The 13942-nt window shown below is 25.8% G+C and carries 19 protein-coding genes and 1 pseudogene; 3 read left to right on the top strand and 17 right to left on the bottom strand.

Annotated elements, in window-relative coordinates; translation table 4 throughout:
* Positions 1-196: 196 nt before the first annotated feature.
* A pseudogene (locus tag AACK93_RS01775) lies at positions 197-1309 on the top strand (IS3 family transposase).
* Between the two features lie 601 nt (positions 1310-1910).
* On the opposite strand, the gene AACK93_RS08050 reads toward AACK93_RS01775, so the two are convergent.
* The 4 genes from AACK93_RS08050 to AACK93_RS01790 all read right to left on the bottom strand — a co-directional run bounded on the left by AACK93_RS08050 (position 1911) and on the right by AACK93_RS01790 (position 4392).
* Positions 1911-2078 carry a transposase family protein gene (locus AACK93_RS08050; protein WP_422398176.1) on the bottom strand — a complete coding sequence of 56 codons (168 nt, stop codon included), beginning with the start codon at positions 2076-2078 and terminating at the stop codon, positions 1911-1913.
* 215 nt (positions 2079-2293) lie between these two features.
* Positions 2294-2524 carry a hypothetical protein gene (locus tag AACK93_RS01780; RefSeq protein WP_339024876.1) on the bottom strand — a complete coding sequence of 77 codons (231 nt, stop codon included), beginning with the start codon at positions 2522-2524 and terminating at the stop codon, positions 2294-2296.
* A gap of 74 nt (positions 2525-2598) precedes the next feature.
* On the bottom strand, positions 2599-2868 hold the full coding sequence (gene rpsO / locus AACK93_RS01785) for a 30S ribosomal protein S15 (protein WP_339024877.1): 270 nt from the start codon (positions 2866-2868) through the stop codon (positions 2599-2601).
* Positions 2869-3280: 412 nt separating this feature from the next.
* Positions 3281-4392, bottom strand: a protein-coding gene (locus AACK93_RS01790; protein ID WP_339024879.1) for an IS3 family transposase whose coding sequence is annotated in 2 segments (ribosomal slippage) — positions 3281-4149 and positions 4149-4392 — 1113 coding nt in all. Because the reading frame shifts where the segments join, the coding sequence is not laid out codon by codon here.
* Positions 4393-5628: 1236 nt separating this feature from the next.
* Here AACK93_RS01790 and AACK93_RS01795 point away from each other — a divergent pair.
* Positions 5629-5901, top strand: coding sequence for a hypothetical protein (locus tag AACK93_RS01795; RefSeq protein WP_339024880.1), 273 nt, complete (start codon positions 5629-5631; stop codon positions 5899-5901).
* Positions 5902-6129: 228 nt separating this feature from the next.
* Here the strand turns inward: AACK93_RS01795 and AACK93_RS01800 are convergent, their stop codons facing one another.
* The 9 genes from AACK93_RS01800 to AACK93_RS01840 all read right to left on the bottom strand — a co-directional run bounded on the left by AACK93_RS01800 (position 6130) and on the right by AACK93_RS01840 (position 10030).
* On the bottom strand, positions 6130-6486 hold the full coding sequence (locus AACK93_RS01800; RefSeq protein WP_339024882.1) for an integrase core domain-containing protein: 357 nt from the start codon (positions 6484-6486) through the stop codon (positions 6130-6132).
* A gap of 23 nt (positions 6487-6509) precedes the next feature.
* Positions 6510-7190 (bottom strand): hypothetical protein, encoded by a 681-nt coding sequence (locus tag AACK93_RS01805; protein WP_339024883.1) that lies wholly within the window; start codon positions 7188-7190, stop codon positions 6510-6512.
* A 141-nt stretch (positions 7191-7331) separates the two neighbouring features.
* Entirely contained in the window at positions 7332-7658 is a 327-nt protein-coding gene (locus tag AACK93_RS01810; protein WP_339024885.1) for a hypothetical protein, read from the bottom strand.
* A 528-nt stretch (positions 7659-8186) separates the two neighbouring features.
* Positions 8187-8345, bottom strand: coding sequence for a hypothetical protein (locus AACK93_RS01815; protein WP_339024886.1), 159 nt, complete (start codon positions 8343-8345; stop codon positions 8187-8189).
* A gap of 105 nt (positions 8346-8450) precedes the next feature.
* A complete protein-coding gene (locus AACK93_RS01820; protein ID WP_339024887.1) occupies positions 8451-8783 on the bottom strand; it encodes a hypothetical protein in 333 nt (110 codons plus the stop codon).
* 14 nt (positions 8784-8797) lie between these two features.
* The gene (locus AACK93_RS01825) at positions 8798-9304 is read right to left on the bottom strand and encodes a hypothetical protein (protein WP_339024888.1); all 507 of its coding nucleotides are present in this window, start codon (positions 9302-9304) and stop codon (positions 8798-8800) included.
* Positions 9222-9506 carry a hypothetical protein gene (locus tag AACK93_RS01830; RefSeq protein WP_339024890.1) on the bottom strand — a complete coding sequence of 95 codons (285 nt, stop codon included), beginning with the start codon at positions 9504-9506 and terminating at the stop codon, positions 9222-9224. The genes AACK93_RS01825 and AACK93_RS01830 overlap by 83 nt, the downstream gene beginning before the upstream one ends.
* A gap of 27 nt (positions 9507-9533) precedes the next feature.
* Positions 9534-9671, bottom strand: a complete 138-nt coding sequence (locus tag AACK93_RS01835) for a hypothetical protein (RefSeq protein WP_339024891.1) — start codon at positions 9669-9671, stop codon at positions 9534-9536.
* A 164-nt stretch (positions 9672-9835) separates the two neighbouring features.
* Positions 9836-10030, bottom strand: coding sequence for a hypothetical protein (locus tag AACK93_RS01840; RefSeq protein WP_339024892.1), 195 nt, complete (start codon positions 10028-10030; stop codon positions 9836-9838).
* 128 nt (positions 10031-10158) lie between these two features.
* Here AACK93_RS01840 and AACK93_RS01845 point away from each other — a divergent pair, with 128 nt between their 5' ends.
* Entirely contained in the window at positions 10159-10353 is a 195-nt protein-coding gene (locus AACK93_RS01845) for a hypothetical protein (RefSeq protein WP_339024893.1), read from the top strand.
* Between the two features lie 148 nt (positions 10354-10501).
* Here AACK93_RS01845 and AACK93_RS01850 read toward each other — a convergent pair whose 3' ends face one another.
* The 4 genes from AACK93_RS01850 to AACK93_RS01865 all read right to left on the bottom strand — a co-directional run bounded on the left by AACK93_RS01850 (position 10502) and on the right by AACK93_RS01865 (position 13892).
* Entirely contained in the window at positions 10502-10714 is a 213-nt protein-coding gene (locus AACK93_RS01850; protein ID WP_339024894.1) for a hypothetical protein, read from the bottom strand.
* A 30-nt stretch (positions 10715-10744) separates the two neighbouring features.
* A complete protein-coding gene (locus tag AACK93_RS01855; protein ID WP_339024896.1) occupies positions 10745-10921 on the bottom strand; it encodes a hypothetical protein in 177 nt (58 codons plus the stop codon).
* Between the two features lie 202 nt (positions 10922-11123).
* Positions 11124-11447 (bottom strand): hypothetical protein, encoded by a 324-nt coding sequence (locus tag AACK93_RS01860; protein WP_339024897.1) that lies wholly within the window; start codon positions 11445-11447, stop codon positions 11124-11126.
* A gap of 345 nt (positions 11448-11792) precedes the next feature.
* Positions 11793-13892: a polyribonucleotide nucleotidyltransferase gene (locus AACK93_RS01865; RefSeq protein WP_339024900.1), complete on the bottom strand. Its 2100-nt coding sequence runs from the start codon at positions 13890-13892 to the stop codon at positions 11793-11795.
* Positions 13893-13942 lie beyond the last annotated feature (50 nt).

Genomic DNA, 13942 nt, shown 5'->3' on the forward strand with positions numbered 1-13942 from the left:
GTGAATTTTTGCTAATTTAATAAATTTTTGTAGTAATTATCGCCCCCACTTAAATCTATAAATTTTAAATTAATACGAATTTAATTATAAACCATAAAATAAAATTTTTATCATTTTTTAGAATTGGATAGGCTACAATAATTTGGACCATTAATTATATAGACTTCGAAATTATTAAGAAAGAAGGAATATAAAAATGGGAAATAAAACCTCATACTTTGAAGAATTTAAAAAACAAATTGTCATGCTATACAAAAATGGCAAAAGTGTTATTAATTTAGGGAAAGAATATAATTTACCAAAACCAACTATTTATAGTTGAGTTAAAAATTATAATAATTCTGGTTCATTTAAAGCAAAAGACAATCGCACACTAGAAGAAAATGAAATAATAACTTTACGAAAAGAACTTAAAGACTTGAAAATGGAAAATGACATTTTAAAGCAAGCCGCACTGATAATGGCCAAAAAATAACAATAATTAATAGCAATAAGAAAAAATATTCGATAAGAAAAATATGTCAATTATTAAATATTTCAAAATCCAATTACTATTATCAAATTAATAAATACACAAGGAAAATAGTGAATAATTATAATCAAGAAATTATTAGTGCATTTAACGAAAGCCGCCAAGTCTATGGAGCTCGAAAAATCAAAGTATTATTAAGCTCATAAAAGTATTAACCTATCTAGACGCAAAATTAGAAACATTATGAAAAACAATAATTTGATATCAAAATACACAAAAACAAGACTTAAATGCAAAAATATTCAAGTAAATGATCATCCAGTAAATAACATTGTAAACCGAGACTTTAATAATAGAAAAATAAATGAAATTATCGTTAGTGACTTAACTTATATAAAAGTGGGTTTTAAATGATTTTATGTATGTCTCCTAATTGATTTGTATAATCGCGAGATTGTTGGTTATAGTTCCGGGCCAAATAAAAATACGGAGTTGGTTTATCAAGCTATTATGCGAATTACTAGACCATTATCAAAAATTGAAATATTTCATACCGACTGAGGTAATGAGTTTAAAAATAATATAATTGATCAATTATTATCTACATTTAAAATTCAAAGATCATTGAGTGCGAAGGGTTGTCCATATGATAATGCAGTTGCTGAAGCAACTTATAAAGTTTTTAAAACAGAATTTATTAATGGTAGAAAATTCAATGATCTTGCGCAATTAGAACTTGAATTATTTGATTACATTAATTGGTACAATAATCTTAGAATACATGGCAGTTTAAATTATTTATCTCCAGTTACTTTTAGAAAACAAATGTCTATATAAAAATTGTCCTAAAAAGGGTTGCCAATCCAAAATGATGATAGTTGAATTAGTAAAGGTAACATTGTATATACAAATAAATATATTACATTTAAGTAAGTAAAAATATTAGTTAAAATTTAATAAAATTAATAATTTTTTATTGTGTAAAAATTCAATAATATGATAAAATGAAAAAGAATAAAAATGACAATAACAAGAAAGGCAGGGTTAGTTTAGTAATTAAATAATATAATTAGCTGATTGTTTTGCTTTTTCAAAGCAATACCTAAGAAAACTAAACGCGACCATTATGGTCCAACTTATTGTAGCCTATCCACATCCATGCTATAATATATATATATATTAGACTTGGTACATAACCTTTAGTTTTATCTACTGTTTTGATAATATTATTTCCTGGGTGAAGGATAAATGTTAGATAAATACAAAGACGAAAATTAATTTTATAGTTTAATAGGCATAAAATGTTATGTTTATGTACCAAGTCTATTATTCTTTTCTATCAAATAACATATTTTTGCCTCCATATAACTTTAAATATATATTAGACTTGTTATAAATAACTATAACTAACTTAATTCAAAATTATATATTCCTGAAATTAATTTAAATTGTAATCCAAACCTTCTAATCTTATTGCGACTAGTATTTTAAATCTTTTTAATCTAGCAAAAACGTGCTCAATGGCAATTCTAACTTTACTTAAAAAACCATTATATTCCTTTTTATATGGATTTAAAGAATTATTTTTACTCTTTTTAATTGACAATAATTTATTGTTATGAACATTTTACAAACCTTGATAGCCTGAATAGGCAACTAATTCTATTTTTGGGTTTATAAGTGTATTTGATTTTAAAAATAACTTATAATCATAAATACTGCTATAACAAAAATCTACTGAAATAATTTTATTGCTAAATAAATCAATAATTATTTGCGATTTTAATGAATGTTGCCTTTTCTTACCAGAAAATAATAATTTTAGTTTTTTTTAATTCTTTCAACTGAAATTTCTGTAGCATCAATTGCTAATAAATTATTATTAGTACCCTTATCTTTTTGGACAGGCCCCCGGTGTATTCATCGCTTCTTAGATACAACTTCATTTTTAATTAAAGGTATTACCACCACCAAAACCAAAAAAAAGATATTTTCAAAAAACATAAACAGTTGTCAATGTAATTGCCATTTTGAATATTTTGTTTTTTTCATTATATCAACCCTTAATATCTTATAAAAAGAAAAAGAATTAGCATTTAATTCTCTTTCTTAATAATTTCAATTTATTATTTTCTTAGCTTTAATTGTTCAATTACTTTACGATAACGATTAATATCGTGATCTCTTAAGTAATCTAACATATTTCGTCTTTGTGATACTTTTTTTACTAAACTTCGTTCAGTAACAACATCCTTACGATGTACTTTTAAATGTGCCGTTAAATTAGTAATATCGGCTGTTAAAAGTGCTATTTGTACTTCTGCCGAACCCGTATCTTTCTCTTTTCTACCAAATTTAGCAATAATTTGTTTTTTATCCTCAGATATAATTGCCATTTAATAAATCCTCCAATAATTATAAACTTAACTAAAACCAATTAATAAAACAGAAGGTACTTCAAAAACTTGCAATAGTCGTATTCGTGTAAATATTAACCTATTTTACGAAAATATTCAAGTGTTTTGCTATAATCGGTCACGTTTAGTTTTCTTAGGTATTGCTTTGAAAAAGCAAAACAATCAGCTAATTATATTATTTAATTACTAAAATAACCCTGCTTTTCTTGTTATTGTCATTTTTATCCATCATGGTTTTATCATATTATTGAATTTTTACACAATAAAAATTATTAATTTTATTAAATTTTTTTTTTAATTTTAACTAATATTTTTACTTACTTAAATGTATTATATTTATTTGTGAATTTACAATATTACTTTGGATTGGCAACTCTTTTTAGGACAATTTTTATATAGACATTTGTTTTCTAAAAGTAACTGGAGATAAATAATTTAAACTGCCATGTATTCTAAGATTATTGTACCAATTAATGTAATCAAATAATTCAAGTTCTAATTGCGCAAGATCATTGAATTTTCTACCATTAATAAATTCTGTTTTAAAAACTTTATAAGTTGCTTCAGCAACTGCATTATCATATGGACAACCCTTCGCACTCAATGATCTTTGAATTTTAAATGTAGATAATAATTGATCAATTATATTATTTTTAAACTCATTACCTCAGTCGGTATGAAATATTTCAATTTTTGATAATGGTCTAGTAATTCGCATAATAGCTTGATAAACCAACTCCGTATTTTTATTTGGCCCGGAACTATAACCAACAATCTCGCGATTATACAAATCAATTAGGAGACATACATAAAATCATTTAAAACCCACTTTTATATAAGTTAAGTCACTAACGATAATTTCATTTATTTTTCTATTATTAAAGTCTCGGTTTACAATGTTATTTACTGGATGATCATTTACTTGAATATTTTTGCATTTAAGTCTTGTTTTTGTGTATTTTGATATCAAATTATTGTTTTTCATAATGTTTCTAATTTTGCGTCTAGATAGGTTAATACTTTTATGAGCTAATAATACTTTGATTTTTCGAGCTCCATAGACTTGGCGGCTTTCGTTAAATGCACTAATAATTTCTTGATTATAATTATTCACTATTTTCCTTGTGTATTTATTAATTTGATAATAGTAATTGGATTTTGAAATATTTAATAATTTACACATTTTTCTTATCGAATATTTTCTCTTATTGCTATTAATTATTGTTATTTTTTGGCCATTATCAGTGCGGCTTGCTTTAAAATGTCATTTTCCATTTTCAAGTCTTTAAGTTCTTTTCGTAAAGTTATTATTTCATTTTCTTCTAGTGTGCGATTGTCTTTTGCTTTAAATGAACCAGAATTATTATAATTTTTAACTCAACTATAAATAGTTGGTTTTGGTAAATTATATTCTTTCCCTAAATTAATAACACTTTTGCCATTTTTGTATAGCATGACAATTTGTTTTTTAAATTCTTCAGAGTATGAGGTTTTATTTCCCATTTTTATATTCCTTCTTTCTTAATAATTTTGAAGTCTATATAATTAATGGTCGGACGCATAAAGTTTTGTTAGGTAGGAAAAGATTTAAATAATTTTTAATGACAAGCAACGATAATTTAATTACCATTTTATTTGGAAAATAAATAATAAAAAAAATCTTTAATATCAACAAGCATAATCTCAATAAAAGGGTTACAAAAACTAAGGAAAGCGCTTATAAAAACAACATTAAAATAAGTTTTTACAACAAAAATCATATATAAGAAATATATACTTAATTTGCATATTGAAATAATTTATAGTAAATGATTATTTTTTATTTTTCTAAAAATATCTAAGAAAACTAAACGCGACCTAATTATTATTCTTTCTTTATTTAATTCATTTTTAAATTTTTATTGATCAATTACAACACCATAATAGCTGTTATAATATCTTTCACCAGGACTAGCCCGCGCACTATTTGTATCAGTTTTTACCACTAATCCAAGATTATCATTATTTTTTTTAAGAAAAAATTATTAATCTCATCATACTTCGACATTATGACATTATGATTTCAATCATAATTGAACGATTTGATTGAGTAACAGCGCTACCAAATTCATCTATATTAAAAGTATTTAAAATACTTATTAATGAATTTTTAAATTCTTGAGCATTCTTAGTATCATGTTGAAAAGAAATGTTCTGTCAAGTAGAATGACTAATGTATATATGTAGATAATTTCCTTTATTTTGCAATTTATTAACATCCCATCTTTTTACATGAACTAAATTTTCTAAGTTATTTGTTTGTAAATAATTAATTTTACTTTTCGCTGAAACTGGAACGTTTCCGATAATTCCGGCCCCTTCGCTATTGTGATTGTTTTTCTTTTAAAAATTATTTAAACCTTTTCCCGCCTAACAAAACTTTATGCGCCCTAATAATTATAATGAAAAAACTGTTAAGTTTATTAAGTGTAGTAACAATTACAGGTGGTGTTATGCCAACTTTGATTTCTGCAAGTTCTTATAAAAATCAAGAAAATAACAAGTTAGAAACTTTAAAACGAAATAAAAGACAAAGTACAACAACGCCAATTCCTGGAACAGTTTATTATTTACATAATGATGAAGTTATAATTGAAAGTTCATCAAATTGAGGAAATAATTTTGTTTTAAGAATAGGAAGACAAGTTAGACAAGCTGCACAAACATTATCACAATTAACTACAGATCAGAATTTAAGAGATGGTAATAGGGGCATTAGCATTAGTTGTTGCTCTTGGATTTACTGGTGCTGTTTTAGAAGGCAGTGCTCTCGCTAGAACATTATTTATTCCTATCGGTGCTGGTGGTTTATTAGTAATTTTGTTAAATAGATGAAATGAAAATCCACAATCATTTAGAAATTTATTTAGAAGTAATGATATTTCTAATGGATTAAATTTAGCTGTAAATGAAGATCCCATAAATCAATTATCAATATGAACAACATCAGCAAGCGGTTCATTACCTTTATAAAAGTAAAATATTAAAAATAAATATTTTTATGGAAATAAACAAATTATTTCCATTTTTAATTAAATTAACAAAATGTATAAAAAGAAAGGAATTAAAAATATGAAAAAAAATATTAAGTTTTTTAGGAACAATCACTTTAATTGGAGTGTGCACAACCAATTTAATTATTTGTAAAAAATAACAATTTAAAATATAAACAAATTATTTTCTTAAAAATTTTTGTAATGTTTAAAATGGCGTTTTAATGTTTAATGATGAATGACAGCGTTCAAAGTTATAAAAGTAATAATATTTGTTTAAATAATGTTGAAGTTCATTTTGATTTAATTTTTTATCCTTGGAATAAAATAACTTGTTATAATGTTGGCGGAATCGTTCAATCTTCCCATTAGATTGAGGCGAACGAATTGATATGGTTTCATGAACAATTCTGTTCCTTGAAAGAAAGGTTGTAAAAGGCCTTTCTTTTACTTTGTATGCTTTTTTATTACTTCAATTAGTAGTAGTAAATTCCGGAGCATTATCAGTGCGAAGGCGTTTAATGGTTATGCCAAGTTCTCCGAAATTTTTTATTGCTCTTTGCACGGCATTAAGGGCATTGTTAGTTCCTAAACTAAACTATCATAAACATAACCAAATACTATGCGTGTCATTTCGTCAATGAAATCATAAATGTAATATTTTTTATCAACCGGAAAATTTGATGTGGTAATAATTTTAGCATCCATTTGTAAAAGACCAATCTCGGAGACTTCATAACGCTTAAAATGGCGTTTAGTTTGTTTGATTTGTTGTTTTAATTCTTTTCAACGAGGGTCAGATTTAATTAAACGATAAAAAGTTTTAATATTTTTCGGAACTTCTGAATTTTTAACATCATGAAAACCGATTTTTAAATTGTTAAATAAAGACCACATTCCACCGGCTTGAAGATTTTTGTAATCAAAATATAAATCACATACTTTTTCACGAGAATTTAAACTATATTGATAATTAAGATTTTGTGGTTTTGTAGTTTTAAACAATAACAAATCCAAATTGTCAGAATAATAAGCAGTTATAATTTTTTGTGCCCAACGATAAAAGGTTTTCGTTGCATTCTTAAAATATTTTTTAATAAGTTTTGTTAAAGTAGTTTCTTCAATATAGAAATAAGTACATAAATTTAAATAAGCAGTAATGCGTTTTTTAGTTTTATAGTAATAAGGATTACGGCAATTAGCACTTAGTCAACTTTGGATTTTTGCTTTTAAATCCGCTAAATCAGCTTGAGAAATAATATATTTCATTTTTTTAAACTTCTTAAATTAAGAAAACCGTATTACAAAAAATACGATTTTCAAACATATTTATTAAAATTGCTAATTAATTAGTTATTTTTGCTAAAAATGAACTTATAAAATATTGTGGTTTGTTTAATTGATATCTATCTAAATAAACACAAATGACACTTTAATACTTTCAAGTTTAGGAATTTCTCAGCCATAAGTAGTCAATATATCTTCAGATGGTTTTGGTTTATAAACACCTTCTCGTTTAAAAAAATCCTTTATAGGATTATTAATACTTTGATTTTCGATTAAAAAGCTTTTTTCAGACATATCATCTGGAAAACGAACACTTTCATCATAAAAAGTTATTCTTCCGGCAGAGGCAAAACTCTCTACATTAAAAAAAGTATTTTTAATGCTAACAAACTCTAATTCACAATTATTGCCACATTGACCGGGATTAGTTGCTCGTTTTTGTCGTTTCATAAAGAGAATTGTTCCATATTAGGTTTTGTTGGTTGGTTGTTTTGTATCAAAGAACGCCCCTAATGGCACCAAACTAATAAACATTATAATAAAAAAAATCAAGAAATAATCTTATGCATCTCATCACGCCTTAAAACTATTTTTTATCGCTTTAAAAGCATCAGAAAATTTATATTGATTATGATGTATGTTGCGGACATTCACAATTAACAACTTGCATTTGATGCTTTCTAAAAACTTTGTTAAAATAATAACCCCTAATAATTAACTTAATACCAGTTATTAACAAATAAACGATTAATAATCAAAAATACACCTTAAGAACTACATTTTGAAAATCAAACAATATAAAATCTTTAAAAAACTTATCTGTGTTAGTTCGAATTTTTGTTAAAAATACTCAAATTATAACCATGACAGTATGAAATATAATAAAAAAATGCATAAAACCTAAAACATTTTTAAATCATTTAATATTTAATATTTTCTTTAACTTTTTCATTTTTTAACTCCTTTCAAAATATTTTTTTATTCAGTAGGTTCTCTTAAAATTAAATATATTGTTGATAAAATACAAATCGTTCCTAAAATTTGAAAAATCGGATGTTGGAAAAATAACCTTATCATTGGTTTAAACAAATCTAAAATTTTAATATTTTTTGATAAAATATTATTAAAATATTCCAATCCCTCACGAACATAGGCTAATAAACCTAAAAAATCACCTAAAGCAAAAATAGAAAAAACAGCAACAAGAATAAATAATATTATTAATTTAAATATTTTAAATATCTACCTTTTTATTCGCCGTCCGTGTTGATTAACTCACGGTCTATTTTTAGGACTATTACCATTACCACTAAATTTCTTAATTGGACCACTAGATGATTTTTTCTTAGCTCCTCAATTAGCAACTGATTTTCGATATTTTTTACGAAAACCAATTTTTGGTCGTTCAATATAAATACCTAAAATGCCACCAATTACAAGATTTATCACGAGCATAATTAGCGGAAAAATAATAATGCGAATATCTGTTCCAGGAATGGTTAAAGTTCAAATTAAATCAAAAACTTTATAAAACATATCGCCAATCAAACTAGCCATTTTTTCTAAGTTTTCCATTTTTTTAAACTCCTTTACTTATTTTTCTTCTTTAGATTATTTTTTAACTTAGTAAGTATCTTGCTAAATTTCTCCATTTTTAAATATTCTAAGGCTTCAATATCCATTACATTATCATTTCAAAATTTATGTTGATAATTATCATTCAAAGCACGATTACTTAATTCACGCAAGAATGATAAATATTTATTATCGTAAAGATTTAAGATTGACATCGGGATTTTCAATTTAAAGAAATAAATGTCTAATTCCGGAATGCTACGATACTTGATTTTGCGACCTTTTTTATCATTTTTGGCATTAATCAAAGTTAACCGTAATTGTTCGTATTCGCTTACCGATTTAAAAGTGCCATAAATAACTTGTAAATAGGATCGAAAGATACTAACTGGCTTCTTTCTAATACCAACAATTATTGAATTCGCAATATCACGAACTTTAACTCATATATGTTCAGCTCGTTGTCCGCTTGCTAATACGATATGGGTAAATTGTCGAGCCGAAGCAAAATATTCTTGCAAACCTTGAGTTTACCCTATCATTTTCTTTATAGTCAGTTCCTTCTAAAAATAAGTTGGTTTCATCTCATAACAGTAAATGCTTTTCTTCTAATATCGGATAATTATAATCTAATAAAGACATATGCCCTAATGAAAGCATTTGTTTATCTGTAATCGGAAAAGTAGAAATCGTTTTTCAACCACTTAATAAGTAAGAAGCCAAAACCCATTAAAGCGGTTTTTCCAGTTCCTAAGGCAAGGCGCCAATTACTAAATTTAAAGGTAAATTTAATAAGAAATTAATAAAACTACGACGTGCAAAAAAATGAGAAATTTTAGTATATAAAATATACAAAGCAATTAATAAATAAATAATATCAAATAACATTCGTCAACTCTGAGGATTGGATTATAATAATGCAAAATTGCACCACAGAATAGAATCACGCAATAATAAATAAAGTGCGATTTAAAGCCACAAAATCATATAATCTTAAATTTATTTTTTTAAACAATAGCATCACTTAAATCACACTTTCTTTATTTCTATTACTATCTGCCGGGCATTAATTTTTCAAACATTTTGAAAGCGATTAAAAATAAACCAATAATCACACCAAGCAAGAAAACTCAATATGTAGCAAAGAAATTAACGAAATTTGGCATATTACCACCAATAATATCAGTTCGAATATTACCAAACGCTTTAATTAATGCTTTTCATAAGTTAGTAACCGGCTTGTTCACCAGTAATTGCTATTGGTGGTGTTGTTGTTCCATTAAGAAAAATTCTAAACATATAATCACCCCCCCCCATTTTTTTCTAAACAAAATATGATTTAATCTTATAAAATAAAATAACCATAAATAAGACAATGAATACTAATACCATTCAAAAGGCAATATTTGCTATTAAAAGTCAAAGTAGTTCTTTGGTTAAATCAATTTTTTTGCCAGAAACTCGCGCCGGAATAACTGTAATTTGAATAAATAAATCCCAAAAATACAATTTTGTCATTTCTCAATCTAAATCTTTTCAAGCAACTAAAAACATAATAATTACCGCTTAAAAGGTCAAAAGAGTAGAAAAATAATGGCCGCGAAAAGCATTACAATTATTAAAATTGAAAACAAAAATACAACTTGGGGCGGTAAATCAGCGGTTGGATAAATTAATTCAATTAACTCAATAATTATTTTTTTAAACATTTTCTAAACCTAATTTTTAATTTCTTTTTCATCTTGTTCTAATAAATTTCACTTAAACTTCGCAATAAATATTCGTTGTGCATAAGTAAAATCTTTTGGCAACTGTTTTGCTTCACTATCATATTTCTTTTTATCTTTAAAAAACCGATAAATATTAACCGCAATATAATATGCTAGTAATAATGTTAAAATCGTAAAAAATACTAATCCAAATATACTCATCTTTCTTTTCTCCTTAATTTTCTAATCTTTTTAATATGCAATATTAACACAAAGTCAATTATCACCGACTAAACCAGTTTTAACAGATTCAACTGCAGATTTAGACGCTCAAATTTTTTGTTCTAATCCAGTTTTTTTATTAATAGAATATATAAACTTTCGACAATAATTTTTAGGTGGTTCATCCACACTAACTCACATTTTCATTTCTAAAACTCCAAAACTATTTTTTTACTACATCAAATCAAAAAATTGCAATAACTTAGTTAAATAACTAAACTCATCCATAACTAGCGGGCGCGGAGCATGGAGCATACGCTTTCCGCACCGCCTTGCCACTATAAACATCAACCCAAAATGTTTTTTTTATTTACCTCTATTCTTAAGGCGCCTTAAAACACTTTTAAAATTAATTTTTAAAATAATTAAAACTTACATCCTTTTTATCGTTTTCTTTTTCAGCAATAAAAAAATTTAACAATTCTTGTCCTATAATCAAATTAGACTCCTGCTCTTTTTTATTAACCGAAACCAACTGATAATCACCATTTCAAATTATTCCAATACAAATAGAATTTTCATATTTGCCTTTATAAACAAATCGTTTTGAAAATCAAATACCAATAGGATTACTAAATCACGGAATTTCTGGTGCCTTAATAAGCATTGCGTTTTGTGTTTCTTTTAAAAGATATTTTTTAGTATTTAAAAAAATATTTTCAATATTTCTCACATACATACCACCTTCCTTACAAATATATTTAGTTATATTAAACTAAGTTATATTTAACTTAGTTAGATAACTAAGCTAAATATTTATTTTGTTAAACATTTATGTTTAACAAAATTTGTTAGTAAACTTCGTTTACTAATTAACTTAGTTTATTACTATCAAGGCACAAAAAAATACAAGGCACAACTAAAAATAATAAATATTAATTTAACCTTATATTTTTTGTAATAAATAAATGAGCTCGTATTTATTTATTAATTAACAGCAAGCTTGTAAAAACCAAAATCTTGTCATATATATGTATATGGTTTCTACATATTTTAAATAAAAGTCCATTTTATTTTTCTATTCAATTTTAATTTTATTTTCACTAATTAATTCTAAATTAACACGATTTTTTTCATCAATACCAATTACTTTTATTGTTACTTTTTGTTTTAATTTTAATAACGAAGTATTTTTCGGAATTTTTGAATTATGTAATAATCCATCAATATTCTCTTTTAAATTAATAAAGTAACCAAACTTTTCAATCCGAACAACAGTTCCCGTAATAATTTCTCCAATTATAACCGGTTCAATAATATCTTTAATTAATTTTTCTGCCATTAATATTGATGCTTCATCTTTATGATAAATAGTTACTTTACCATGATCATCAATATCAATTTTAACATTATCAGAAACTTCAACAATATTAGTAATTACTTTACCACCAACACCAATAACATCACGAATACGATTAATCGGAATTTGTAATTGTTTAATTTTAGGAGCATTTTTACTTACTTTATCACGAGCAACATCAATTGTTTTTTTCATATTATCTAAAATATTCTTTCGCCCAATTTTAGCTTGCAGTAATACTTCTTTAAAAATTTCCATTGTAATGCCATCAATTTTAATATCCATTTGTAAAGCACAAATTCCTTGGTTTGTTCCTGAAACTTTAAAATCCATATCGCCAAAGTGATCTTCACTACCTTGAATATCACTTAAAATAACATAATCATTACCATCTTTAATTAATCCCATTGCACTCCCGGCAACACTAGATTTCAACGGTACTCCACTAGCCATTAAAGCTAATGAAGAAGCACAAATTGCTGCTTGGGAGGTTGAACCATTAGATGCCAATACTTCCGTTACAACTCTAATCGTATAAGGAAAATCATCAATATTAGGCAATACTTGTAACAATGCTTTTTCTGCTAATGCTCCATGACCAATTTCTCTTCTAGTTGGTGGTCCAAATCTTCCGGTTTCGCCAACTGAAAATGATGGAAAATTATAATGATGCATAAAGCGTTTACTTTCCTCTTCTGTTAAACCATCAATAATTTGATGTTCTCCTAGAGCTCCTAAAGTTACAATTGATAATACTTGCGTTTCGCCACGAGTAAATAAAGCACTACCGTGAACTATTGGCAGAAAATCAATAATTGATGTTAGCTGTCGAATTTCATTGCTCACACGACCATCTAAACGAATTTTCTTATTAATAATAAAATTACGAACAATTTTCTTTAATAAAGTTTGATAAATAGCTCTAATTTGTTTAATAACCATTTTTTTTTCTAATTCATTAACATATTGTTGATTATCATAAACAGCAAACAAGGCATTATAAACATCTTTTAAAGCTTTTTTTTGTTCTTGTTTCGTTTTAATACTTAAAGCTTTAATAATTTGTTGTTCATACTGACTAGTAATAGTTGATACTAACTTATTATCAAATTCTAATTCAATAATAGGCATTTTTTCTTGACCAATAATATTAATAATATCTTCTTGAAAAGCAACTAATTTTTTAATTTCTGTATGTGCCGTCGAAATTGCTACTAACATTTCTTCTTCACTAATTTCTTGACCACTAGCTTCAACCATATTAATTGATGCTTTTGTTCCCGCAACAATTAATTCTAACGATGATTGTTCTAATTGCTGACTTGTAGGATTACAAATTAATTCACCATTTATTTTCCCAATAACAACTCCTGCTACCGGACCATTAAAAGGAATTTTTGAAATACATAATGCTAATGAAGAACCTAATAATGCTGCCATTCTGACATCAGCTTTAGAATCAACCGTTAATACATTATTAATTACTTGAATTTCGTGATTAAAATTATTAGGAAACAAAGGTCGCAAAGGACGATCAATTAACCTTGATGCTAATGTTGAATATTCACTAGGCTTTCCTTCGCGCTTAAAAAACCCTCCAGGAATTTTTCCAACAGAATATAATTTTTCTTGAAATACAACTGTTAAAGGAAAAAAATCTAATGTTGATGGTTCTTCATTAAAACTAACAATACTTAATACCGTACTTTCCTCATAACGTACTAAAATTGAACTTGTTGCTAGTGATGCTAAACTACCATACTCAATAACAATTTTCTTCCCATTAAAATTATTCGTAAATTTTTGTTCTTTATTCATCTGCTATTACCTTTCTTATCTTCTCACATCTTATTCTATCATATGTTTTA

Origin of the sequence: Spiroplasma endosymbiont of Agriotes lineatus (genome assembly GCF_964019485.1) — a bacterium.
Classification (GTDB): domain Bacteria; phylum Bacillota_I; class Bacilli_A; order Mycoplasmatales; family Nriv7; genus Nriv7.